The organism is Buchnera aphidicola str. G002 (Myzus persicae), from assembly GCF_000521565.1.
GTDB classification, from domain to species: Bacteria; Pseudomonadota; Gammaproteobacteria; order Enterobacterales; family Enterobacteriaceae; genus Buchnera; species Buchnera aphidicola_C.
The window spans coordinates 567,168-591,666 of record NZ_CP002701.1; the positions used below are offsets into that span (position 1 = coordinate 567,168).

The 24,499-nt window shown below is 24.7% G+C and carries 25 protein-coding genes and 1 tRNA gene; 9 read left to right on the forward strand and 17 right to left on the reverse strand.

Annotated features, from left to right (window positions below; genetic code table 11):
• Positions 1–73 precede the first annotated feature (73 nt).
• The 7 genes from rpsG to BUMPG002_RS02720 all read right to left on the reverse strand — a co-directional run bounded on the left by rpsG (position 74) and on the right by BUMPG002_RS02720 (position 4,448).
• A complete protein-coding gene (rpsG, locus tag BUMPG002_RS02690) occupies positions 74–544 on the reverse strand; it encodes a 30S ribosomal protein S7 (RefSeq protein WP_025369147.1) in 471 nt (156 codons plus the stop codon).
• Between the two features lie 62 nt (positions 545–606).
• The gene (gene rpsL, locus BUMPG002_RS02695; RefSeq protein WP_025369148.1) at positions 607–981 is read right to left on the reverse strand and encodes a 30S ribosomal protein S12; all 375 of its coding nucleotides are present in this window, start codon (positions 979–981) and stop codon (positions 607–609) included.
• A gap of 123 nt (positions 982–1,104) precedes the next feature.
• Positions 1,105–1,392, reverse strand: coding sequence for a sulfurtransferase complex subunit TusB (tusB, locus tag BUMPG002_RS02700; protein WP_025369149.1), 288 nt, complete (start codon positions 1,390–1,392; stop codon positions 1,105–1,107).
• 13 nt (positions 1,393–1,405) lie between these two features.
• Positions 1,406–1,765 (reverse strand): sulfurtransferase complex subunit TusC, encoded by a 360-nt coding sequence (tusC, locus tag BUMPG002_RS02705; protein ID WP_025369150.1) that lies wholly within the window; start codon positions 1,763–1,765, stop codon positions 1,406–1,408.
• An 18-nt stretch (positions 1,766–1,783) separates the two neighbouring features.
• Positions 1,784–2,170 (reverse strand): sulfurtransferase complex subunit TusD, encoded by a 387-nt coding sequence (gene tusD, locus BUMPG002_RS02710; RefSeq protein ID WP_025369151.1) that lies wholly within the window; start codon positions 2,168–2,170, stop codon positions 1,784–1,786.
• Between the two features lie 80 nt (positions 2,171–2,250).
• Positions 2,251–3,015 (reverse strand): FKBP-type peptidyl-prolyl cis-trans isomerase, encoded by a 765-nt coding sequence (gene fkpA, locus BUMPG002_RS02715; protein ID WP_025369152.1) that lies wholly within the window; start codon positions 3,013–3,015, stop codon positions 2,251–2,253.
• A 215-nt stretch (positions 3,016–3,230) separates the two neighbouring features.
• Positions 3,231–4,448 carry an aspartate aminotransferase family protein gene (locus BUMPG002_RS02720; protein ID WP_025369153.1) on the reverse strand — a complete coding sequence of 406 codons (1,218 nt, stop codon included), beginning with the start codon at positions 4,446–4,448 and terminating at the stop codon, positions 3,231–3,233.
• Positions 4,449–4,769: 321 nt separating this feature from the next.
• Here BUMPG002_RS02720 and tsgA point away from each other — a divergent pair, with 321 nt between their 5' ends.
• Positions 4,770–5,939 (forward strand): MFS transporter TsgA, encoded by a 1,170-nt coding sequence (gene tsgA / locus BUMPG002_RS02725; protein ID WP_025404230.1) that lies wholly within the window; start codon positions 4,770–4,772, stop codon positions 5,937–5,939.
• A 67-nt stretch (positions 5,940–6,006) separates the two neighbouring features.
• Here tsgA and trpS read toward each other — a convergent pair whose 3' ends face one another.
• The 4 genes from trpS to aroK form a co-directional block, all read right to left on the reverse strand.
• Positions 6,007–7,029 carry a tryptophan--tRNA ligase gene (gene trpS, locus BUMPG002_RS02730; RefSeq protein WP_025369155.1) on the reverse strand — a complete coding sequence of 341 codons (1,023 nt, stop codon included), beginning with the start codon at positions 7,027–7,029 and terminating at the stop codon, positions 6,007–6,009.
• A 22-nt stretch (positions 7,030–7,051) separates the two neighbouring features.
• Positions 7,052–7,738, reverse strand: a complete 687-nt coding sequence (rpe, locus tag BUMPG002_RS02735) for a ribulose-phosphate 3-epimerase (RefSeq protein ID WP_025369156.1) — start codon at positions 7,736–7,738, stop codon at positions 7,052–7,054.
• A gap of 835 nt (positions 7,739–8,573) precedes the next feature.
• Entirely contained in the window at positions 8,574–9,656 is a 1,083-nt protein-coding gene (aroB, locus tag BUMPG002_RS02740; protein WP_025369157.1) for a 3-dehydroquinate synthase, read from the reverse strand.
• Positions 9,657–9,697: 41 nt separating this feature from the next.
• Entirely contained in the window at positions 9,698–10,219 is a 522-nt protein-coding gene (gene aroK / locus BUMPG002_RS02745; protein ID WP_025369158.1) for a shikimate kinase AroK, read from the reverse strand.
• A gap of 468 nt (positions 10,220–10,687) precedes the next feature.
• Between aroK and BUMPG002_RS02750 the strand changes: the two genes are divergently transcribed.
• Positions 10,688–10,772, forward strand: a tRNA-Ser gene (locus tag BUMPG002_RS02750).
• A 33-nt stretch (positions 10,773–10,805) separates the two neighbouring features.
• Here the strand turns inward: BUMPG002_RS02750 and deoD are convergent.
• From deoD to BUMPG002_RS02765, 3 genes are read right to left on the reverse strand one after another with little or no spacing between them, the layout of a single operon-like run.
• Entirely contained in the window at positions 10,806–11,519 is a 714-nt protein-coding gene (deoD, locus tag BUMPG002_RS02755; protein WP_025369159.1) for a purine-nucleoside phosphorylase, read from the reverse strand.
• A gap of 47 nt (positions 11,520–11,566) precedes the next feature.
• Positions 11,567–12,790 carry a phosphopentomutase gene (locus tag BUMPG002_RS02760; protein ID WP_025369160.1) on the reverse strand — a complete coding sequence of 408 codons (1,224 nt, stop codon included), beginning with the start codon at positions 12,788–12,790 and terminating at the stop codon, positions 11,567–11,569.
• 55 nt (positions 12,791–12,845) lie between these two features.
• Entirely contained in the window at positions 12,846–14,441 is a 1,596-nt protein-coding gene (locus BUMPG002_RS02765; protein ID WP_025369161.1) for a peptide chain release factor 3, read from the reverse strand.
• Positions 14,442–14,726: 285 nt separating this feature from the next.
• Here BUMPG002_RS02765 and ansA point away from each other — a divergent pair, with 285 nt between their 5' ends.
• The gene (ansA, locus tag BUMPG002_RS02770) at positions 14,727–15,740 is read left to right on the forward strand and encodes an asparaginase (RefSeq protein WP_025369162.1); all 1,014 of its coding nucleotides are present in this window, start codon (positions 14,727–14,729) and stop codon (positions 15,738–15,740) included.
• Between the two features lie 15 nt (positions 15,741–15,755).
• On the opposite strand, the gene BUMPG002_RS02775 is transcribed toward ansA, so the two are convergent.
• Both BUMPG002_RS02775 and BUMPG002_RS02780 read right to left on the reverse strand, forming a co-directional pair.
• Positions 15,756–16,346: an NfuA family Fe-S biogenesis protein gene (locus BUMPG002_RS02775; RefSeq protein WP_025369163.1), complete on the reverse strand. Its 591-nt coding sequence runs from the start codon at positions 16,344–16,346 to the stop codon at positions 15,756–15,758.
• A 223-nt stretch (positions 16,347–16,569) separates the two neighbouring features.
• Positions 16,570–17,103: a single-stranded DNA-binding protein gene (locus tag BUMPG002_RS02780; protein ID WP_025369164.1), complete on the reverse strand. Its 534-nt coding sequence runs from the start codon at positions 17,101–17,103 to the stop codon at positions 16,570–16,572.
• A 507-nt stretch (positions 17,104–17,610) separates the two neighbouring features.
• On the opposite strand from BUMPG002_RS02780, the gene dnaB reads away from it, so the two are divergent.
• The 5 genes from dnaB (at position 17,611) to hemW (ending at position 22,588) form a co-directional block, all read left to right on the forward strand.
• On the forward strand, positions 17,611–19,008 hold the full coding sequence (dnaB, locus tag BUMPG002_RS02785; RefSeq protein ID WP_025369165.1) for a replicative DNA helicase: 1,398 nt from the start codon (positions 17,611–17,613) through the stop codon (positions 19,006–19,008).
• A gap of 340 nt (positions 19,009–19,348) precedes the next feature.
• Complete coding sequence (gshB, locus tag BUMPG002_RS02790; protein WP_025404231.1) at positions 19,349–20,308, forward strand: glutathione synthase; 960 nt, start codon at positions 19,349–19,351, stop codon at positions 20,306–20,308.
• 10 nt (positions 20,309–20,318) lie between these two features.
• On the forward strand, positions 20,319–20,738 hold the full coding sequence (gene ruvX / locus BUMPG002_RS02795; RefSeq protein WP_025369167.1) for a Holliday junction resolvase RuvX: 420 nt from the start codon (positions 20,319–20,321) through the stop codon (positions 20,736–20,738).
• Between the two features lie 114 nt (positions 20,739–20,852).
• On the forward strand, positions 20,853–21,440 hold the full coding sequence (locus BUMPG002_RS02800; protein ID WP_235065621.1) for a YggS family pyridoxal phosphate-dependent enzyme: 588 nt from the start codon (positions 20,853–20,855) through the stop codon (positions 21,438–21,440).
• 17 nt (positions 21,441–21,457) lie between these two features.
• Entirely contained in the window at positions 21,458–22,588 is a 1,131-nt protein-coding gene (gene hemW / locus BUMPG002_RS02805; protein WP_025369169.1) for a radical SAM family heme chaperone HemW, read from the forward strand.
• Positions 22,589–22,598: 10 nt separating this feature from the next.
• On the opposite strand, the gene trmB is transcribed toward hemW, so the two are convergent.
• Positions 22,599–23,318, reverse strand: coding sequence for a tRNA (guanosine(46)-N7)-methyltransferase TrmB (gene trmB / locus BUMPG002_RS02810; RefSeq protein WP_025369170.1), 720 nt, complete (start codon positions 23,316–23,318; stop codon positions 22,599–22,601).
• Positions 23,319–23,429: 111 nt separating this feature from the next.
• Between trmB and mutY the strand changes: the two genes are divergently transcribed.
• Entirely contained in the window at positions 23,430–24,482 is a 1,053-nt protein-coding gene (mutY, locus tag BUMPG002_RS02815; RefSeq protein WP_025369171.1) for an A/G-specific adenine glycosylase, read from the forward strand.
• Positions 24,483–24,499 lie beyond the last annotated feature (17 nt).

Sequence of the window (24,499 nt, forward strand, 5' to 3'; positions counted from 1 at the left end):
GTTTAGGTTTTTAAAATTTAGATAACTGTCTCAATAATTTTAGAATTATATATAAATAAAAATTATCATAATTTTACCAACGATAATGAGCAAATGCTTTGTTTGCTTCTGCCATTCTATGGACTTCTTCTCTTTTTTTTACTGCTGTGCCTTTATTTTCTATAGCATCATAAAGTTCATTTGATAAACGTAAAGACATAGATTTATCTGCACGTTTTCGTGCTGATTCTACAATCCAACGCATGGCTAATGCATTTCGACGTACTGGACGTACTTCAACTGGTACTTGGTATGTTGATCCACCAACACGACGAGATTTTACTTCTACAGTTGGGCGCACATGCTCTAAAGCTATTTCAAATGCTTCTAATTCTTTTTTGTCTGTACGTTTAGATAAGTTTTTTAAGGCAGTATAAACAATTACTTCAGCAATCGATTTTTTACCATCTATCATAAGAATATTAATAAACTTAGCTAGTAGTTCTGAAGAAAACTTTGGATCTGGTAGAATTTTACGAGTGCTAATAATACGACGACGTGGCATAAAGACTCCTTTAAAATAATTATATAAATAACTATACGAGTTATTATAAAAATAATAATATTTTATATTTTAGGTTTTTTAACTCCGTATTTAGAACGACCTTTCTTGCGCTCTTTAACACCTGCACAATCTAATGCACCTCTTACAATATGATATCTTACTCCAGGTAAATCTTTCACACGACCTCCTCGTATCAAAATTACAGAATGTTCCTGTAAATTATGACCTTCGCCACCAATATAGGCTGTTACTTCAAAACCATTTGTTAATCTTACACGACACACTTTACGTAATGCCGAATTAGGTTTCTTAGGTGTAGTAGTATAAACTCTAATACAAACACCTCTTTTTTGAGGACTTCCATTTAATGCGGGAACATTACTTTTAATAACTTTACGTAAACGAGGTTTACGGACCAATTGATTGACTGTGGCCATAAAAACTCCTATTTTATAATTGATTTTATGGAAAATTATCGACATAATATAAAAGAAAAAGTTTTACTATTTATGCAGATTTTTTAAGATTGGATGTAATTTTTAACCATAACCTAGTATTTTTTACCAAGCCATCTGTTTTTGATGTTTTAATGTCAATGAAACGAAATGAATATAACTTATTAAGATAAACTTACTTGAAATGTTTTTATGAATTCCGCGAGCATAAACATCTTCTTTTATAATATACAACTTAGCTGAAGACATAACTATATTTTTTAAAAAAATATTATCTTTTAATCCAATAAGCACACCGTCTTGAAGCGCCAAAAAATCATCTGATGTTCTTAACATACTTATAACAAGATCAATATTTATTTCAAAAGGAGATTTCATTAAAGTATGTAACATGTTTTTATACACCTTAAAAATTAATAATTGCATCATGACTATCTAATTTTAAACGTAAAAAATATGAATTTAATATATCTATTTTTAATATAAAATTTTCATTGCAATTAAATCCTCTTTTTATTAATGATGCTTCACAACAATAAAAATTTTTAATATCATAAAAAGATAATATAGAAAAAGAAGATGTATAATTACGTGCTAAAATATTATCTGAATGATAACTTTTCATTAACTGTAAAACACCATCACCAATAAAAAATAAACTAATGTTATTTAGAATTGCAGAAATACCAAAAACGGCATCAAGTCCTTCTCTACCAAAACTTGTTCCATGGGGGGAACGAGAAAAAACAAAAGCAATTTTTTCCATTATAAGAAGTGTACCTAATTAAAATTGTATTATACGATCACATATTTTTATAGAATGAGCTAATTCTATCAATCCACTTAATTCAAAACAAAAGGCTAAATTACCTTTTTGAACATTTAAATTCATTTTTTTTTCGTCTTCTATAATACCTCTTCTAAGAGCTGCACTATTGCATACATATAATTTTACTTGATGTTGTCTATTTAATTTTTGCCATGCTTCAATTAAATTAAACTCATCACTTGCTGGTTGAGTCATGTTATTAGCATTAAGAACACCGTCGCAATAAAAAAAAACACTATATAATGTATGTTTTGTTTTGACTAAAGATTGACAAAAAAGAAAAGCAGTACTTGCGTTTTGCGTTCCATAAGCTGCACCTGTAACTAATATTGTGTAATTCATATTTAAATTTTTATACTAAGAAGAACGTTTAAAATAATTTTTAATGATATTTATAAAATTAATTTTTACTAATAAATATACTATTCTATGTTTATAACATCTAATAATTCTATATCAAAAATTAAAGTCGAGTTACTCGGAATCCCATTAACACCTCTTTCTCCATAACCTAAATGAGGAGGAATAACTAATTTCACTTTACCTCCTTTTTTAATATATTTTAATCCTTCTTGCCAACCTAATATGACATCTTTCAATACTAATGATACAGGTTTTCCTCTTTTATAAGAATTATCAAATTCTATCCCGTCAATTAATTTTCCAATATAATGAACAGTAATTTTTGTATCATTAGTTAAAATTTCACCTTCTCCTTCTTTTTCTACAAGATATAAAAGACCACTAGATGTTTTTTTTACTCCCTTAATTTTAGAAAAATTTTTCATATATACTTCTCCTTTCATAAAATTTTCTTTTGCACTTTTTGCAAATTGAATTTTATTAGCATTTTTTAATTTTTCTTCTAATTCTTTTAAAATCACTGAAATTTCTTGATGTGATAATTTTAAATTACCAGAAATTGCATCTTGCACTCCCTTTAACAGATTTTCTTTATCTAATTTTATGCCTATTTTTTTTTGTGTTTCAAAAGATTGATTCACATAATCTCCTAATGAAACACCTAAAGAATAACTTAATTTTTCATTATTATTTTTAAATATATTATTCGTTTTCAAAGAAGATTGAATGTGAATATTATTCAAAGATGTTTCTTGAGAAAACGATTTTGGAATATATAATATTATACATAGTAATATTATTCTTTTAAGAAGTAAAAAAATCATTTGTTGCTCCAAGAAAACTTCTATAAAATATTATATCTTTCATTAAAAAGTATAATTTTTTCAAAATGAATTCGATCAAAAGCTAATAAAATTTTTTTTAGTATGCTAACTAATTAACATTGATATTTTTATAAAAAAATTTTATGATAGATATTGATATCTATAAATATATCTAAAATATAATGAAATAGTATTGAAAAATACTATTTCATTATTTACACATAACATTTTTCTAAAGCATGATAAAAACGTTGCATACCTTCAACAATATCAATCTTATTAATAATTAATGACGGTGCTAGACGAATAACATTATGACCAGCTGTAAGAAAAATTACACCTTCTAATAAAGCAGAATTTAATATTTTATGTATTTTATTAGAACAATGTGATTTTAATACAATACCTATTAACAAACCACGACCTCGTATCTCTTCAAATAATTGAAAACGTTTATTAATAATATTTAGTTCATAAACGATTTCTTTAAATTTCTTTTCAACTCCAGATAAAACTTTTTTCGTATCAATAATATTAATAACAGATTCTGCTACAGAACAAGCTAAAGGATTTCCTCCATATGTAGTACCATGAATACCTGGCTTTATAATAGATACAATTTTATTTGTAGTTAACATTGCACTTATTGGAAAACCTCCACCTAAAGATTTTGCAAGAGTTAGAATATCTGGAATAATATTGTAATGTTGATAAGAAAATAACTTTCCAGTTCTACCAACTCCAGTTTGTATTTCATCAAAAATTAACAGTGCATCGTACTTATTACATAATTCACGTAATTCTTCTATAAATGAAATTGTGGCAGGTATGACACCTCCTTCTCCTTGTATTAATTCTACGACTATTGCACAAGTATCGTTATCAATTATATTCTTAACAGTATCAATATCATTAAATAAAGCATGTGTTATTCCTAAAGGTTTTGGACCAAAATTATTAGAATATTTTTCTTGACCACCAACAGAAACAGTAAAAAACGTACGTCCGTGAAAGGAATTATAGAAAGAAATAATTTTATTTTTTTTTGCGTGATGTGTTTGAGATGCATAATAACGTGCTAGTTTAAAAGCGGCTTCATTGGCTTCTGCACCAGAATTAGCAAAAAAAACTCGTGTTGCAAAGCTAGAAGAAATTAATTTTTTAGCTAATCTAAGAGCTGGTTCATTAGTAAAAACATTACTTAAATGCCATAACTTTTTACTTTGTTTTTTTAAAGTTTTATTGAGTACAGGATGACAGTGACCTAGAGATGTAACTGCAATACCTCCAGAAAAATCAATATATTCTTTTCCGGTCTGATCCCAAAGACGACTCCCTTTTCCCCGTACAGGAACAAAGGGAAGAGGACTATAAACAGGCAAAATTAATTCGTCAAAACTATTTCGTGTCATTAATACTTTTTTTGATATCATTAAATTTCCTAAAAAGTATTTGTTATGATAAAAAACTCTTATAATAATATTTTGATAAACATTTTTAAATATTACTTAAAAAGTGTAAAGTTTTATTTTCATGACTATAATTCTTTAATTTGATATTAAAAATTAAAAAAGAATTTTAAGTTTTTAAAGTAAAATATACATTATATTGAAAAAAAATTAAACTTATTTTATTTATAATTTTCTAAAAAATATTTTGTAAAATATCAGGTGATATATTTAAATTTATGAAAATATAATTAAATGTTACATTATATTTTATAAATTTTAAAATCTATAAAAAAGGTAATAAAAATGACTAATATAAATAAAATAGGTCTCACATGGATTAGTTTTTTTTCATATGCATTTACAGGTGGATTAGTTGTAGTTACAGGAATTATTATGGGAAATATTGCTGATTATTTTCATTTATCCGTATCTAAAATGAGCAATATATTTACTTTTTTAAATGCAGGAATATTAATAGCAATTTTATTAAATTCTTGGTTAATAGAAACTATATCATTAAAAAAACAATTAATATTTGGTTTTTTTTTAACAGTTATAGCTATAGTAGGAATTGTTTATAGTCATAGTGTTTTTATATTTTCAATTAATATGTTTATACTTGGTTTAGTAAGTGGAATTACTATGTCAATTGGCACATTTCTGATCACTTATCTATATTCAGGATCAAAAAGAGGCTCTAAATTATTATTAACTGATTCCTTTTTTAGTATGTCTGGTATGATTTTTCCTATTGTTAGCGCCTATTTTTTAGAAAAAAAAATTATTTGGTATTGGACCTATATCTCTATAGGAGGAATATATTTATTAATTCTTATTTTATCAATAATCTTTCATTTTCCAAAATTAAAAAATAATACTCATCAGCATGAAAAAGTAAAAGAAAATTGGAATCTTAATATAATATTATTATCAATTTCAGCATTACTTTATATATTAGGACAATTAGGTTTTATTTCTTGGGTACCACAATACGCTACTGAAATTATCAATATTGATATTAAAAAAACTGGCAATTTAGTTAGTAGTTTTTGGATGTCTTATATGATCGGTATGTGGTTTTTTAGTTTTATCATTAAATTTTTTAGCTTACACCGTATATTTATATTTCTAACAGGTATTTCTTCTATTCTTATGTATTTTTTTATACACATCCAAAATTATATATTTTTACAATGTATTATTGTTAGTCTAGGTTTTTTTTCTAGTGCTATCTATACTATAATTATAACATTAGCCTCATTACAAACAAAAAATCCTTCACCAAAATTAATTAATTTAATTTTATTGTTTGGAACTATAGGAACTTTACTTACATTTATTGTAACTAGTCCTATTGTTGAGAAAAAAGGATTATATACGACTTTATTTAGTGCCAATATATTTTATGGTGTAGTATTTTTACTATCTATATTAATTTATATTAATACAAAATATAGAAAGAATTTTATATAAAATATTTTTCCAAATGTATTAATCTAATTTTATTTTTAAAAAATAAACTAGAAAAAATATTTCTGGTTTATTTAAAAAAAGAAAACAATCCTAATTTAGAATATATGTTCTGTATCGTTTTTTCGGATTTTAATTGTGCTTTTATTGCTCCCTCATAAGCTATTTTTTTTAAATAAGATTCATCACTACGATATTTAATATAAGATTTTTGTAATTTAGATAAAAAATTAGACAAATGAGTTGCAACCATATTTTTGAATTCAGCATACATTACACCTTCTAATTCTTTTGATAAAACGTTAATTTCTTTATTAGTAATAGCAGAAAATATTTCTAATAAATTTGAAATTCCTGGTTTTTTTTCTATATCATAATATATTTTAGATAATTTTTCAGAATCGGTAACAGCATTTTTTATTTTTAAAATAACATCTGATATATCATCTAATAAAAAAATAACATTTTTTTTATTAATATCAGATTTAGACATTTTTTTTCTTGGTTCTAATAAACTCATTATCTTTGAACCATATTGACTAATTAAAGGTGTAGGTAATGTAAATATTTTTCCATATAACGCATTAACACGATGAGCTATTTTCCGTGTTAATTCTAAATGTTGTTTTTGATCTTGTCCTACTGGAACAAAATTAGTTTGATATAATAGAATATCTGACGCCATCAAAATAGGATAATTAAATAAACCTACATTTGTTTTTTTTATATAATTATTTTCTGTTATTCTTTTAATTTTAAATTGGGTCATTCGAAGTAATTCTGAAAATTGACTAAAACAATTTAAAATCCAATTTAATTGACTATGTTGATAAACATGCGATTGAACAAAAATAATACTTTTATTTGGATCTACTCCACAAGCTAAATAAAAAGATAACGTATCTAATATTGATTCTTTTAAAGAAAAATTTTTTTTTTGTATAGTCAGAGAATGTAAATCTGCAATACAATATAAGCATTCATAATCATTTTGCATTTGAGACCAATGACGCATAGTGCCTATATAATTTCCAATAGTTAATTTTCCAGATGGCTGTACGGCACTGAATAAAATCGGTTTATGAAAAATCATTTTACATCCTGTATCAAAAATATTAATGAATAGATCTTGAATGAGCATGCTTCAATTCTTTTCTAATTTTTTTAATTATAAGATCATAATTAGAATATTTAAATAATCCAGACCCTATAACAAAAGAATTTGCACCAGAAAATGCTATTTCAGCAATATTATCTAATTTGACGCCACCATCTACCTGCAGAATAATATCTAAAAAATTCTTATCGATAATTTTTCTTACTTGACGTAGTTTATTAAACGTCGATGGTAAAAAAGACTGATTTCCAAATCCTGGATTTACTGACATTAAAAGAATTAAATCTAGTTTTTCTAATATATAATCAAGAAAATTAAGTGGTGTAGTAGGATTTAGTGCAAGTCCAGCTTTACATCCAGATTCTTTAATCAGCTGTAGTGTTCTTTCAATATGTTCTGTCGCTTCGGGATGAAAAGTAATAAAAGTAGCTCCAGCTTTAGCAAACTGAGGAATCAAGTTATCTACTGGTTTCACCATTAAATGTACATCAATCGGTGCTATTATATTATAATTACGTAATGATTCTAAAATCATTGGACCCATTGTTAAATTAGGTACATAGTGATTATCCATAACATCAAAATGTATTAAATCACCACCTGCATCTATTACTTTTTGTGTATCTTCTCCTAAACGCGCAAAATCAGCAGATAAAATTGATGGAGCTAAAAAAAATTTTTTCATCTTAATTTTCCTTTCTTTATTACAAATTAGTTATATCTAGAATCTAAAAAGATAATGTCCCTACTAAATATAAAGATAATATCTTGCATTATTTTTTTAACTTTAAATACTACAACACATAGAATGTTTAGATTTTACAATATATAAAAAATCTTTTTGATTCAACTAATATGTTAATGAAATATTGGATTTAATACCAGAAAAGGAATAGATATTTTTAAAATAAATTCTATAATTGATACTAGTCTTTCATACTTATAAAAAATTAAAATGATTATAGTTATATCATAGTTTAAAAAAAATAATTTAAATTCTTTTTTTTAAATTATATCAATATCATTTATTATGATAAAATCTTAATTTAAATAGAAAATAAGCAATTTTTTTGAAAACTATTTAGACTGCTATAAAATAGCAGTAGAATAAAAAAATAAAAGTATAATTTATTAGATATAAAAAGAAAAAAATCTTTTACAGTCAATTAAACATTATCACTATAAGTATTAAAAAAATATGGTTCTCATTAGAAAAAATTAATTTAATACGCAGTTACAAAAAATTTTAAGATAAACATCTCACATTAAATTGTATCGTTCTATCTATTTTGAAAAAAATTTTTTCTTGAAACAAGTTTACATATTTTATTTTTTAAAAATTTAAAAAATATTAAAATATTTATATCGTTATTTTTACTTCCTATAGTTTTATTTTTATAAAAAATATTAATTAAAAAATAAAATATGTAATTTCTGAAAAGAATAAAACTATAAGAGCAAAAAAATAATTATAAAAAAAATATATATAAAAATTTTATTAATTTGAAAAAATAAAAAGATTATTGAGAATCTTTAATCGCGGTTAAAATGATATTTTTATCTACATTACTATAAATTTCTGCTTTTCCAATAGATAATGGTAAAACTAATCTAATTTCTCCTGAGATTACTTTTTTATCTCTCATCATATAGGGAATATATGAAGCTGCCGACATATTTTTTGGTCCTTTTACTGGCAAACCTGTTCTTTTTAACAACATAAGTATTCTTTTAAAATCTGATTTTTTCAAATACCCAAGTAATTCTGAAGTACGAGCAGACATGATCATACCTACTGATATAGCTTCTCCATGTAACCAATTACCATATCCAGCATGAACTTCAATCGCATGACCATAAGTATGACCTAAATTTAACAATGCTCGAAAATTATTTTCTCTTTCATCAAGAGAAATTAATTTAGCTTTTAGTTCGCAGCATTTTTTTATACAATAAGATATTGATTTATAATCAAGTGATAAAACGGTTTCAATATTCTCTTCTAACCAAGAAAAAAAATTTTCATCAAAAATAATCGCGTATTTAATTACTTCTGCCATACCAGATACTAACTCATTATACGGTAGTGTTTTTAAACAATCAATATCAATAATAACAGAAGATGGTTGCCAAAAAGAACCAATCATATTTTTACCAAGTAAATGATTAACAGATGTTTTTCCACCAATCGAAGCATCAACTTGAGATAACAGTGTAGTTGGAATTTGAATAAAACGCACACCTCTTTGATAAACTGATGCTGCAAATCCAGTTAAATCGCCTATTACTCCTCCACCTAATGCGATTAAAGTTGTGTCACGAGAATGCTTTTTTTCTAATAAAGCAGAAATAATTAATTCCATTTCATTTAATGATTTATACTGTTCTCCATCAGAAAGAATCACTTGATCTATTTTTATTCCAGATTTTCTTAAATGATAAAAAACTTTATCTTTTAGAAGATTAGCTAATGTTTTGTTCGTGACTAACATAGCTTGATTTCCAGGCTTCAAAGGCCAGAAGATATTATCTTCTTGAATAATTCCAGCACCTATACTAATAGGATAACTACGTTTTCCTAGAATAACTTTTAACTGTTCCACAATTTTTTACACTCCATTAATTGTTTGTTTGAAGCAGTTTATTATATTTTTTCTAATAAACGAATTATATTAAATGCTACAGATTTAGCACTTTGTTCATCAGTTTGAACTGTTATATCGGCAATTTCTTTGTATAAAGGATTTCTTTCATAGGCTAAATTTTCTAATATAATACGGTTGGAAGTAGAAACTTGTAATAATGGTCTCTTCTTGTCTCTTTGAGTGCGTAATAATTGTTTCTCAATAGTAGTTTCTAAATAAATAACAATACCACGAGCTGAAAGAAAGTTGCGAGTTTCCTTAAATTTAACTGAACCTCCACCTGTCGCAAGTACAATACCTTGTTTTTTAGTTAATTCATTAATAATTTTTCGTTCTCTAATACGAAAACCATTTTCACCTTCTACATCAAAAACCCAACTTATATCAGCACCCGTACGCTTTTCAATCTCTTGATCAGAATCAAAAAATTCCATATTAAGTTGTTGAGATAATTGACGACCAATAGTACTTTTTCCAGCACCCATAGGTCCAATTAGAAAGATGTTTCGTTTTTCTGCCATGTTTTTATTACTAAGATAATTCGTTAATAATACCAGTGCTCAGCATATTTTGCTGGCACGACATAAATAAAAATTCAAATTAGAATAAAATTAATTTTTAAAGAAATAATATATATGTTTTCACATATATTAAAAATATTTAATTTTTATATTCTATTAATAAATTGATTCTAAATGAAGACTGTAAATATATTTTAAAAAATTTCTTTTATAATTGTTTCATTAATAAATTTTATCCTTTAAGTTAATTAAAAAAATTTTAAAACATTCTATCAGAATCTAGATAATTTTTTCTATCTTTCTTCTTTAAAATATATATATTTTATATTTTTTTAATCTATAGAAAACTTTATTATCAATATTTAATTTACTTTAATGAAGCAAAAAACTTGACGTATTTATTTTTTTTAGTTTAAAATATTAAACTAAATGCAAAAATTTTTTTTAGTATAACACATAAATATACATGGTGAGATGTCCGAGAGGCTTAAGGAACACGCCTGGAAAGCGTGTATACGGCAACGTATCAAGGGTTCGAATCCCTTTCTCACCAAAATTTTTATATTACTTTTACTATAAAAAATACTTATTTTATTAATAAAGCTGACTCTAAAGCTATTTTAATCATATTATTAAAACTTAATTCTCTATCTTTTGATGAAAGACTCTCTCCATTTAAAATATGATCCGAAACGGTACATATAGATAAAGCTTTTGCTTTTAATTCTGCTGCTACTCCATATATTCCAGAAGTCTCCATGTCTATAGCTAAAATATTGTATTTTTTTAAAATATCTAACATTTTTTTATCGTCATTATAAAACGAATCTGTTGTAAAAAAATTACCAACACAAACTTTTATCTTCATTTTTTTTATAACTTCTACAGCCTGACAAATCATGTCAAAATCAGCGATTGCAGAAAAATCATGATTATTAAATTTTATTCTATTAAATTTAGAATCAGTCGATGCACCCATACATATAACTACATCACGTAGTGATATGTCATCTCTTAAAGTACCACAAGTTCCTATACGAATAATTTTTTTTACATTATATTCTAAAATTAATTCTCTAACATAAAGAGATGCTGATGGTATTCCTATACCATGACTCATCACCGAAATTTTTTTATTTTTAAAAAATCCAGTATAAGCTAACATTAAGCGAGTTTTATTAATTTGAATACAATCATCTAAATATTTTTCAGCAATATATTTTGCTCGCACAGGATCACCTGGCATAAGCACTATATCTGAAAAATCGTTTTTTTTACTATCAATATGAGGTGTAGGCACAAATTTTTTCCTTTTTTATTTACATGATATAACAGCATTTATAAGATTTAAAGCATGTTTTGACCATATGACATATTAGATAATAAAAAATACTTAGCAATAGTTTGTCCTATATCAGCAAAAGTTTTACGATGACCCAAAAAATGTGTTTTAATACCTGGTGAATAAATTAATATAGGAATATTTTCTCGAGTATGATCTGTTCCTGTCCAAGTTGGATCACATCCATGATCTGCTGTTAAAATTAATAAATCTGTTTTTTTTACTAAATTAATAATTTTAGATAATTTATCGTCAAAAAACTCTAAACCTTTAGCGTATCCAGAAATATCTCGACGATGACCCCAATTTGAATCAAAATCTACTAAATTAGTAAATATAAGAGTATTATTTTTAGAACGTTTTATTTCGTTAATAGTAGAATTACATAATTCATCTAAACCAGTAGCTTTTATATTTTTACTTATTCCTATTCCACCATAGATATCAGAAGTTTTGCCAATTGCGATTACTAGTCCTTGTTTCTCATTTATTAGTTTTTCTAATACTGTTGTAGAAAAAGGTTTTATTGAAAAATCACGTCTATTACCAGTACGCTTAAAATTATATTTGTCATTTCCAATAAATGGTCTTGCAATAACTCTAGCCACTTTATATTCATACTTATCTAAAATAGTACGAATGATTTTACATAATTGATAAAGATTTGATAAACCAAAAAAAACTTCATGACATGCCACTTGTAAAACAGAATCAGATGAAGTATATAAAATAGGTTGTCTTGTTTTAATATGTTCTTCTCCTAAAGAATTTATGATATCAGTTCCTGATGCGTGGCAATTTCCAATACAACCTATTAATTGAGCTTCTTGTATAATTTTTTTTAAAAGTATATCAGGAAAACTATTATGTTTTTTTTTAAAATAACACCAATCATCTAAAACTGGTACTCCTGAAATTTCCCAATGTCCTGAAGTAGTATCTTTTCCAGAAGAAATTTCACTAGCAAAACCATAACTGGCAATAATATCTTTTCTTTTATCAAGTCCTAAAGGATAGTTTCCTGTAGATTTTTTATATGCTTCTGCTATTCCTAATTTAATTAAATTAGGAATATTTAAAATACCTTCTCGACCTATATTAGCTTGACCTAAAAAACACTTTTCAGCTATATGTCCAAATGTATCTGCACCAATGTCATTAAATTTATGAGCATCAGAACTAAAACCTATACCAAAAGAATCTAACACAATTAAAAAAATTCGTTTCATTATTAAATATCCAGAAATTATTTTTTTAAAAAATAACTATTTTATTTTGAAAGTATTACTGTTCTCTAATATTATCAAAAAAAATATCAGAATTTTTATTCATAACTATTTTTAAATTAGCTTGACTAGGGGCTAAATATATTAAACTATCTGAACTATCATAAGCTAAAAAAGAATTATAGTGTTTTATAAAATTATTAATACTACTATGCTTATCAGATCTAATCCAACGTGCAAGAACAATATTAATTTTTTTATATATAGCATCTACATTATACTCAATTCTTAAACGTTCTATCACAACATCAAATTGTAATATTCCAATAGCTCCTAAAATTAAATTATTATTAGTTATCGGGCGAAAAACTTGAATAGCTCCTTCCTCTGATAGCTGAATCAAACCTTTTATTAATTGTTTTTGTTTAAGAGGGTTTTTTAAATAAATACAACGAAATATCTCTGGAGAAAAACTAGGTATGCCAACAAAATTAATTTCTTCTCCTTCAGTAAAAGTATCTCCAATTTTAATGGTTCCATGATTATGTAATCCTATTACATCTCCCGGATAAGCGTTTTCTATAGACAATCGATCTCCTGCTAAAAAAGAAAATACATTAGAAATTGTTATGTCTTTTTTAGTTCGTACATGTCTTAATTTCATCCCTTTTTTATATTGTCCGGAAACAATTCTCATGAAAGCTATTCTATCACGGTGTTTTAAATCCATATTAGCTTGAATTTTAAATATAAAACCCGTAAAATTTTTTTCTTCAGGCTTAACTATACGTTTGTTACTTTTGCGGTATAGAGGAGGTGGTGCCCATGTAATCAAACTACTTAATAAGTGATCAATGCCAAAATTTCCAAGTGCACTACCAAAAAAAACAGGTGTTAACATACCTTTTAAAAAATTTTGATTATTAAATTTAGGATATATACTAATAATTAATTCTAATTCTTGATATATTTGTTGTGATAAATCTATTCCAATATATTTATTTAAAAAAACATCAGATAAATTAGAATATTTTTGAAAATCTATAAAAAAATTTTTTTTTAGGTCCTTGTTTTTATACAAATAAATTATTTTATCAGCAATATGATAAACCCCTCTGAAATTTTGACCACAACTAATAGGCCACGTAATAGGAATACAATTTAAATTTAATTCTTTTTCAATTTCATCTAAAAGTTCTATTGGTTCTCGACTATCACGGTCTAATTTATTAATAAAAGTAATAATTGGAGTATTATGAATACGTGTGACATCTATTAATTTTTTTGTTCTTTCTTCTATACCTTTAGCTGCATCAATAACAACCACACAACAATCTACAGCAGTCATAATACGATATGTATCTTCTGAAAAATCTTCGTGTCCAGGAGTATCTAATAAATTTATTAAAATATTTTTATATTTAAATTGCATTACAGAAGTAGTTACTGAAATACCTCGTTGCTTTTCAATACTCATCCAGTCTGATTTAGCATATTTTCCATTTCCTCTACCTTTAATTGTGCCAGAAGTACGAATGATCTTTCCAAATAATAACATTTTTTCAGTAATAGTAGTTTTTCCAGCATCAGGATGAGAAATTATAGCAAAAGTTCTTCTTTTACTACATTCCTGTTTATAATTTAAGTTAAACATATATACGCTCATTTAAAGTATTTTATATCAAAAATATAATTTATTTTATTAAAAAAATAGTTTCAAAAATATATTTAATAAGATCTCATTATAAGTAATCTTGATTTATTTTAAAAAAACAGTAAAATTATAAAAATTTATAATGTAAATTATATCTATAATACTTATTATTTATTTTTATATTTTAAAAAAGTAGTTTTTATTATAAAACTCTTTCTTACAATTTGTGAAATTTTAAAAATCATATCAAAACATTTTCAATAAATAATAAAAAGAGTTTTTGAAATGAAAAAAAAATTTATATATATTGCATATACTGGTGGCACTATTGGTATGAAAAAATCTAAATATGGATATATTCCTGTTTCTGGATATCTTCAAAAAAAACTTATGAAAATGCCTGAATTTCATAGTCCAGAAATGCCATATTTTACAATAGAAGAATATCGACCATTAATTGATTCTTCTAATATGACACCAACAGAATGGCAAGTGATTGCTGATGATATTGAAAAAAATTATTATAAATATGACGGGTTTGTTATTCTTCATGGAACAGATACAATGGCATATACAGCCTCGGCTTTATCATTCATATTAGAAAATTTAGAAAAACCAGTGATTATAACAGGTTCACAAATACCTTTATCAGAAATTCGTTCTGATGGTCGTCAAAATCTATTACATTCTCTTTTAATGGCAGCAAATCATCCTATTAATGAAGTTACTTTGTTTTTTAATTATAAATTATATAGAGGAAATAGAACTACTAAATCACATGCTGATGGTTTTGATGCTTTTTCTTCTCCTAATTTAGATCCATTATTAGAAGTAGGGGTAAATATTCGTTATCTATATAAAGAAAAATTACATAATGATCATAAAAAGTTAAAAGTGTATCGAATAACACCTCAACCTATTAGTATAATTACTATTTATCCCGGAATTTCTACAAAAGTAATTCGAAATTTTTTATTATACCCAGTAAAAGCATTGATCTTATGTACATATGGCATAGGAAATGCCCCTCAAAATAGAGATTTTTTAAAAGAATTATATTTAGCCTGTAAAAAAAACATCATTATTATTAATTTAACACAATGTGCTTTCGGAAGAGTAAATATGAACGGATACGCAACAGGAAATTCGCTAATAAAATTAGGTGTTATTAGTGGTTATGATTTAACAATAGAAGCTGCTTTAACAAAGTTACATTTTTTATTAAGTCAAAATATTTCAAAAGAAAAAATTTGTTTTCAAATGCAAAATAATTTGCGTGGTGAACTTACACCCATTTAAATTTAATGTTTAAATTTAATAAAATGAATGTTTTCCATGTAAATGATCTGTTTCATCGTATATTTTTTTTATTTCAGGGAAAGAAGCTAATAATTTTGTTTCTACTGTCTCTTTTAAAGTTAAACCAATCATCGAACATCCATTACAACCACCACTAAATTGTATTGTAGCAACTCCTTTATCACTGATTCCAATTAAATTAATTTTTCCTCCATGCATAGATAACTGAGGATTTATTTCTGTGTTTAAAAAATAATTTACTTTTTCTTCTAATGAGAATGACTTTTTAGAAAAATTATTTTTAGAAAAATTGTTTTTAGCATATGGTGCTTTTAAAGTGAGTTGGGAACCAAGATTATCAATTACAAGATCAATTTCTGAATTTTTCAAATAAGGAATAATATTTTTATTGACGTAAATAAAAAATTTATCATATTTTAATGCGATGTCTACTTCTTCTACTTCCTCTTCTGGACAATATGCTACTCCACATTCTGCATCAACTGTTCCAGGATTAATAATAAATACACGAATTTGAGTACCGTTAGGTTCTTTTGATAAAAGTGATTGAAAATGTTTTTGTGCTTTTTTAGAAACAGTAATCATAAAATTTTTTAAATAAATATTTAATTAATCATTAATTTTACTAATTTCTTAAAAAGAATACAAGAAGATTTCAAATAAAATATAAAATTAATTTATCCCTCAAAATATATTATATATATTTGTATATAATGAAAAAAATTGAAATATTTACATAATAACATATATCATGCGGCCCCGAAAATGGGGCTTTTCAATTAATGAAATTTTTTTAAAATATTATATATTAAAAAGGAATATCATCATCAAAATCTAATTCTGAAATAGAATCAACCGATTCTTTGTTTGATGTATATGGTTCTGTGTTTTTAGTAAAATCTGATTTATCTGTTTTTTTGATTTTTACTGAATGTATATTATTGTCATGTGTTAATGTTTTATTAGTATTAGTATTAGTATTAGTATTAGAGTTCCGACTACCTAGCATTTGCATTGTACCTCCAATATTTACAACAATTTCTGTAGTGTAGCGTTCTAAACCATTTTGATCCTGCCATTTTCTAGTTTGCAATGATCCTTCAATATATACTTGAGAACCTTTTCGAAGATATTCGCCTGCAATTTCAGCTAATTTACCAAATAAAACTATTCTATGCCATTCAGTTTTTTCTTTATTTTCTCCAGTATTTTTATCTTTCCAATTTTCTGAAGTTGCTAATGTCATATTCACTACCGCATTACCATTAGGCATATAACGAACTTCAGGATCTTGACCTAAATGCCCAATCAGAATAACTTTATTTACACCTCTACTAGCCATAATAAAACTCCATTTTTTTATTTAATAAAAAGATAATACATTTTATAGATTTTAATTATACATGGTAAAAATTTTATTTAGTATGATTCCCAGGATAAAAAATGGTATATTATTTTTTAATTCTTTTGAATTCTAATTTAAAATTTATACATATCATAAAAATTTAGAAAATTTAATAGTTTTAAATTTAAAATATCATGATGAACATTAATTTTATTTAATTTAAAAAAAATAATCGTAATCCAATCAAGAAATAAATTTATGAAAAAAAAATTATATAATAATGACTTTTTAAAATAATTATTTCTTATTAAATATATGTATGAAAATAAAAAATTTTTTTATACATATATAATATATTAATTAAAAAAACTTTGATAATTTTTTAACTTTATTTTCTAGATAGAAAAAACAAAAAAAACATTAAAATAGGACTTAAATAGATTAGTCCGGAGATAGTGTATTATTGCAATATTACGATATAATTTCATAGAGATTAACTAAATAATGGTATATGCAATAAATATGGCTAAAAATAAATTATATTTACATCAAATTAATAGATTAAAGATTCCACCACATTCTCTAGAAGCAGAACAATCTGTATTAGGCGGTTTGATGTTAGATAATGAACAATGGGATACAGTTTCAGAACATGTTGTTGCCGATGATTTTTTTAGTAAGCCTCATCGTTTAATATTTCAAGAAATGCAAAAACTTCTTGATTTAGGATATCCTATTGATTTAATAACCCTATCTGAATCTTTAGAACAAAAAGGTAAGTTAGAAAGCGTAGGTAGATTTTCTTATTTAGCTGAACTGTCAAAAAACACTCCTAGCACAGCAAATATTACTGCATATGCAGACATAGTAAGAGAACGTGCAATAGTCAGAGAAATGATATTAGTAGCAAATAAAATAGCTAATGCTGGATATGACACGCAAGGACGAAAAAGTGAAGAACTACTAGATTATGCAGAATCTAGTGTATTCAAAATTGCAGAAAAACGTTTTAAAAAAGACTCAGGTCCTAAAAACGTAGAACAAATACTTGATGAAACTGTGGCTAGTATAGAAAAATTATTTCTATCACCACATGATGGAGTAACTGGAATTAATACAGGATACCAAGATTTAAATAAAAAAACGTCAGGTTTACAACGTTCTGAACTAATTATTATTGCCGCAAGACCATCTATGGGAAAAACAACATTTGCAATGAATTTATGTGAAAATGCTGCAATGCTTTATGATAAACCAGTATTAATTTTTAGTTTAGAAATGCCAGGAGAACAAATTATGATGCGGATGTTAGCATCATTATCTAGAGTTAATCAAGCACGAATTCGTACTGGACAACTAAACGATGAAGATTGGTCACGCATGTCTGGTACTATTAACGTACTACTTAAAAAAAAGAATATATATATTGATGACTCTTCAGCATTAACTCCTAATGAAGTTCGTTCAAGAGCTCGTCGTATTTACCGTGAAAATAACGGGCTAACTTTAATAATGGTAGATTATTTACAACTAATGAGAGTACCATCTCTATCTGAAAATCGTACACTAGAAATTGCAGAAATATCTAGGACTCTAAAAGCACTTGCAAAAGAATTGCAAGTACCAGTTATTGCACTCTCACAACTGAACCGTTCTTTAGAACAAAGATCTGATAAAAGACCTGTCAATTCAGATTTACGTGAATCAGGTTCTTTGGAACAAGATGCTGACTTAATAATGTTCATATATCGCGATGAAATTTATCATGAAAATAGTGATTTCAAAGGAATAGCAGAAATTATAATAGGAAAACAAAGAAATGGTCCTATTGGCACAGTTTGTTTGACTTTCAATGGACACTGGTCTAGATTTGATAATTATTCAGGACCTAAATATGATTAAATATAACATAATTTATAAAATTTTTAATAAACCATTTTATTGTTCAATTATTTGTAAAACGACGAGATAAATTATAATAATCAAAAAATATTTTTTTAATTATTTAATAATAAAAAAATTGATTCTTTTTTAAATAAATTATTTAAATATTCAAAAAATATTAAATTTTATCAAATTACAATTTATAAAAATAAGTTTATCAATATATTTTAAAAAATAATAAAATAATTAAAATAATATTATTTTAGCTTTGAATATATAACTATATTAAGAAATTTAATGAATTTAAAAAAATTTTTTATTTATAATAAACAATTATTCAATTAATAAGGATAAATATATGCATAAAAAAATAAATTTAAAAATAGGAATAGTTATGGATTCGCTTAAATTTATCAATATAAATAAAGATTCAAGTTTTGCAATTTTACTAGAAGCACAAAAAAGAGAGCATATAATTTTTTACATAGAAATGAACGATCTGTATTTAAGAAAAGGACATGCATATGCAAGAACTCGTTTAATTAAATTAAAAAAAAATATAACAGAATGGTATAAAGTAATTGAAGAAAAAAATATTCTTTTGAGTACTTTGGATGTTATTTTAATGCGAAAAGATCCTCCATTTAATGCTGAATTTGTTTATTCAACATATATTTTAGAACGTGCAGAAGAAACAGGAGTATTAGTGATTAACAAGCCCCAAAGCTTACGAGATTGTAATGAAAAAATGTATATATCATGTTTTCCTGAACTAATTGCTGACACTCTAGTCACAAGAAGTTATTTTAAAATACGTGAATTTTGGCAAAAAAATCAAGATATTATCATAAAACCATTAGATGGAATGGGAGGAACCAGTGTTTTTCATATTAAAAAAAATGATCCTAATTTTTCAGTAATTATTGAAACGATAACAAATTATGAAACAAAATATTGTATGGTTCAAACTTATTTACCTGAAATAAAATTAGGTGATAAAAGAATTTTACTTGTAAATGGAAAACCTATCCCTTGGTGTTTAGCTAGAATTCCATCACCAGGAGAAACAAGAGCAAATTTAGCTGCAGGAGGAAAAGGAAAAGTACAAGAACTTAGTAAAACAGACTGGAAAATAGCAAATCATTTATCACCTATTTTAAGAAAAAAAGGTTTAATTTTTGTAGGATTAGATATAATTGGAGATAAATTAACAGAAATAAATGTGACAAGTCCAACATGTATTTGTGAAATTGAATCAGAAAAAAATATTTCTATTACTGGTATGTTATTAGATTATATTGAAAAAACTATACGATAGAGAGAATAAAATGATAGTAATTGGTTTCGATTATGGTTTAAAAAAAATTGGAGTAGCAGTTGGAGAAAATATTACTAAAAAAGCTAGACCTATAAGTGTCTTAAACGCAAAAAATGGATATCCAAATTGGAATATTATTAAAAATCTTTTTGAATATTGGGAACCTAAATTTATAATTGTCGGACTACCATTAAATATAGATGGAACAAAACAAAACATAACAAATCAATCAGAAAAATTTGCTTATTTATTAAAATGTAAATTCAATATTTTAACAAAAATGCATGATGAACGCTTAACTACTGTAGAAGCTAAATCAATTATTTTTAAAAAAAGAGGTTTTAAAGCATTACAAAAAAAAGAAACTCATTCTTTATCTGCAGCAATTATATTAGAAAGTTGGTTAGATCAAAATCTATCTAAAATATAATTATATTACAAAAAGAGAAAATATGAAAAATATTCATCTAAATTTTAATAACGTAAAAAAAAAATAGAAAAAATTATTAAAGAAAATAATCTTTCTTCAAAAAAAATAACTATTATAGCAGCAACTAAAAACCAGAATATCAACATAATTAAAAAAGCAATATCGATTGGAATTAAAGAATTTGGAGAAAATTATATACAAGAAAGTATTGTAAAAATACAAGAATTAAAAAATTACAAAAATATTGTTTGGCATTTTATTGGTAAAATACAATCTAAAAAAACTAAAATCATTGCTAAAAATTTTGATTGGTGTCAAACTATTGATCGAAATAAAATTGCTATTTTATTAAACCAATATAGACCAAAAAATTTACTTCCAATAAACGTATTAATACAAATTAATATTTCTCAAGAAGAAAATAAAAATGGTATTAGTATTCAAGATTATCAAAAATTAGCTGAATTAATTAATGTATTGCCTAATCTTAATTTAAGAGGAATTATGGCTATGCCTGAAATAAAAAAAAATGTAATAGATAATCAAATTCAATATAAAAAAATCAAAATTATATTTGAAAAATTAAAAAAACAATATGCTTCAATAGATACTTTGTCATTAGGAACTAGCTTAGATATTAAAGAATCTTTACTAGCTCATAGTAATATGATAAGAATTGGACAGTCTCTTTTTAATAGATAAAAAATAAAAATATTATTATGTTTAAATTATCACCCATTAGTATCTATATCCATATTCCTTGGTGCTTAAAAAAATGTGGATACTGCGATTTTTATTCGTATGTAAGTAAAGAAATTATTCCTGAAAAAAAATATATTGACAATTTGTTAAAAGATTTAGAAAAAGACTTATTACTGATTGAAAAAAGAAAAATTAATACTATTTTTATAGGTGGTGGTACACCTAGTTTGTTAAATAAAGAATCCATTAAAAAATTAATTTACGGTATTAAAGAAAGAGCATTTGTTTCTCATAAAGCTGAAATTAGTATAGAAGCTAATCCTAAAACATTAGAGTTTCAACGGTTTGTAGATTATAAAAATGCTGGTATTAATCGTTTTTCTTTGGGTATTCAAACTTTTCATACACATTTATTAAAAAAAATAGAACGAACATATGATTCTCAAGAAGCAATAAATATCATTAAAGAAACAAAAAAAATTATTCATAATCTTAATTTAGATTTAATGTATGGTTTACCTAATCAACGTTTAGAAGATGCTTTATTAGATTTACAATATGCTATTAGATATAATCCATCCCATATATCATGGTATCAATTTACTATAGAACCGAATACATCTTTTTATGCTCAGAAACCAAAACTTCCTAATGATGATATGATTTTTAAAATACTCATACAAGGAGAAAAATTATTAAAAAAATCAGGATATAAAAAATATGAAATATCTTCATATTCAAAAAAAAACTATGAATGTCAACACAATCTGAATTATTGGAATTTTGGAGATTATATAGGAATAGGTTGTGGTGCACATGGTAAAATTACTCAAAAAAATGGGAAAATGATTAGAACTATTAAAAACAAAAACATAAATGACTTTTTAAATGGAAACTATCTTAGTTCTAGAAATGTTATTTCTCAAAAAGATAAAATTTTTGAATATTTTATGAATGTTTTTAGATTATATAAGCCTGTTTTTAAAAAACACTTTAGAGAAAAAACAAATCTAAATGAGATTGTTATTGAAAAAAGTATTCAAAAAGCAATACAAAGTGGTTTTTTAATAAATAAAATCAATTATTGGAACACGACCAAAAAAGGAAAAAATTTTTTAAACTTATTATTAGAAATTTTTCTAAAATAAATTTATTTTATTATTCTTTCAGTTGAAATACTAAATCAAAAATTTTTTTACCTTGGACAAGTGCTTTTTGTTCAAATTTTGTCATAATACGAGAAATAGGTTGTTTAATATAATTATTATTTTTTGATAAATTAATATAATTTTTAATATTTTTTATTTCTTGTAATATATAAAAAGCATATTCTTTTGAATCAGTAACTATATGTAGTATTCCATTCATCATTATTTTCGTAGAAATAATTTTTAAAAAATTACTTTGTAAAAGTCTTCTTTTATGATGGCGTTTTTTTTCCCAAGGATCCGGGAAAAAAATCTGTACTTTTAACAAAGTCTTATTCATAATCATATGATGAAAAACTTCAGTTGCATCATGATAAATAATTCTTAAATTTTGAATTTTAGAAATGTAAGAAAAATGTAAACAAGATCCTATTCCTGATTTATATACTTCTATTCCGAGAAAATTTTTATCAGGATAATTAATTGCATTTTTAACTAAAGATTCTCCTGAACCAAAACCAATTTCCAATACTACTGGAGAATTAGAATTAAACGTAGATAAAAAATCTAATTCTTTTAGTTGAAAATCAATTCCCATTAAAGACCAATATTTTTGAATTGAATTTAATTGAGATTGTGTAACACGACTTGTTCGGCATACAAAACTACGAATTTGGCGTAAAATAGTACCATTTTGATCATACTGATGTATTAGAATGTTATTTTTCATATTCACTTAAATTTTTATTTGTACTGAATAAATTTAGATTTAATTTTAATTTAAAATATTAATATTTTTTAATACACATCTATCATTTTTTAAAAAATGGTTTTTATTATTATGACAATATATCTTTTTTCACAATTAGTTCTAAATTGGTACCACAAAAATGGTAGAAAAAATTTACCGTGGCAAAAAAATAAAACATTATACACTGTTTGGATATCTGAGATAATGTTACAACAAACTACAGTTAAATCTGTTATTCCATATTTTGAAAAATTTATATCAACTTTTCCTAGCATAAAATCTATATATCATAATAAATTAGATAAAATATTATATTTATGGAGTGGTCTTGGATATTATAATAGAGCTAGAAATATTTATAAATCAGCTCAAATAATTAATATACAATATCAAGGAATCTTTCCTAATAATTTTTTAGATGTAATTAAATTACCAGGAATAGGAAGATCTACAGCAGGTGCTATTTTATCTTTATCCTTAAATTTTTTTTATCCTATTTTAGATGGTAATGTAAAAAGAATTTTAATTCGATATTATGGAATTAAAGGAGCCTTAAGAGATAAAAAAATAGAAAAACAATTATGGTATATGAGTGAACTAATCACACCGATACATAATACTGGAAAATTTAACCAAGCAATAATGGATATAGGGTCGTTAATTTGCACTTCCGTACAACCTAAATGTAATATTTGTCCATTACATAAAAGATGTATTGCAAAAATAGAACAAAAATGGGAAAATTATCCTTTAAAAAACATAAAAAAAATACGTCCTAAAAAAAAATATTGGTTTGTTTTAATAAAATTAAATAATACTTTTTGGATGGAAAAAAATACAAAAAAAGAAATTTGGAAAAATTTATTTTGTTTTCCAAATTTTGATACTGAAGAAATGGCTTTAAATTGGCTCAAAGAAAAAAATATTTACAAGAATGAATATAAAAAAATAATACCATTTATTCACTATTTTAGTCATTTTATTTTAGACATTAATCCAATTTTAATTCAATTATCTTCTCATTTAGAACTTTATGAAAAAAAAAACATAGGTCTGTGGTATAATTTAAAAAAACCACAACATATAGGATTACCAAAACCTGTACAAAAGATACTTGAAAAATTTAAAAAAGATATTTTTTAAAAGGGAGTATTAAAAAA

Coding starts and splice junctions, on each gene's coding strand:
- rpsG (WP_025369147.1), bottom strand. CDS start 544: ATGCCACGTCGTCGTATTATTAGCACTCGTAAAATTCTACCAGATCCA.
- BUMPG002_RS02720 (WP_025369153.1), bottom strand. CDS start 4,448: ATGATATCAAAAAAAGTATTAATGACACGAAATAGTTTTGACGAATTA.
- mutY (WP_025369171.1), top strand. CDS start 23,430: ATGACAATATATCTTTTTTCACAATTAGTTCTAAATTGGTACCACAAA.
- trmB (WP_025369170.1), bottom strand. CDS start 23,318: ATGAAAAATAACATTCTAATACATCAGTATGATCAAAATGGTACTATT.
- rpsL (WP_025369148.1), bottom strand. CDS start 981: ATGGCCACAGTCAATCAATTGGTCCGTAAACCTCGTTTACGTAAAGTT.
- BUMPG002_RS02760 (WP_025369160.1), bottom strand. CDS start 12,790: ATGAAACGAATTTTTTTAATTGTGTTAGATTCTTTTGGTATAGGTTTT.
- BUMPG002_RS02780 (WP_025369164.1), bottom strand. CDS start 17,103: ATGGCTAGTAGAGGTGTAAATAAAGTTATTCTGATTGGGCATTTAGGT.
- BUMPG002_RS02775 (WP_025369163.1), bottom strand. CDS start 16,346: ATGATTACTGTTTCTAAAAAAGCACAAAAACATTTTCAATCACTTTTA.
- gshB (WP_025404231.1), top strand. CDS start 19,349: ATGCATAAAAAAATAAATTTAAAAATAGGAATAGTTATGGATTCGCTT.
- tsgA (WP_025404230.1), top strand. CDS start 4,770: ATGACTAATATAAATAAAATAGGTCTCACATGGATTAGTTTTTTTTCA.
- tusD (WP_025369151.1), bottom strand. CDS start 2,170: ATGAATTACACAATATTAGTTACAGGTGCAGCTTATGGAACGCAAAAC.
- fkpA (WP_025369152.1), bottom strand. CDS start 3,015: ATGATTTTTTTACTTCTTAAAAGAATAATATTACTATGTATAATATTA.
- BUMPG002_RS02765 (WP_025369161.1), bottom strand. CDS start 14,441: ATGTTTAACTTAAATTATAAACAGGAATGTAGTAAAAGAAGAACTTTT.
- dnaB (WP_025369165.1), top strand. CDS start 17,611: ATGGTATATGCAATAAATATGGCTAAAAATAAATTATATTTACATCAA.
- tusC (WP_025369150.1), bottom strand. CDS start 1,765: ATGGAAAAAATTGCTTTTGTTTTTTCTCGTTCCCCCCATGGAACAAGT.
- ruvX (WP_025369167.1), top strand. CDS start 20,319: ATGATAGTAATTGGTTTCGATTATGGTTTAAAAAAAATTGGAGTAGCA.
- rpe (WP_025369156.1), bottom strand. CDS start 7,738: ATGAAAAAATTTTTTTTAGCTCCATCAATTTTATCTGCTGATTTTGCG.
- aroK (WP_025369158.1), bottom strand. CDS start 10,219: ATGGCAGAAAAACGAAACATCTTTCTAATTGGACCTATGGGTGCTGGA.
- trpS (WP_025369155.1), bottom strand. CDS start 7,029: ATGATTTTTCATAAACCGATTTTATTCAGTGCCGTACAGCCATCTGGA.
- hemW (WP_025369169.1), top strand. CDS start 21,458: ATGTTTAAATTATCACCCATTAGTATCTATATCCATATTCCTTGGTGC.
- ansA (WP_025369162.1), top strand. CDS start 14,727: ATGAAAAAAAAATTTATATATATTGCATATACTGGTGGCACTATTGGT.
- tusB (WP_025369149.1), bottom strand. CDS start 1,392: ATGTTACATACTTTAATGAAATCTCCTTTTGAAATAAATATTGATCTT.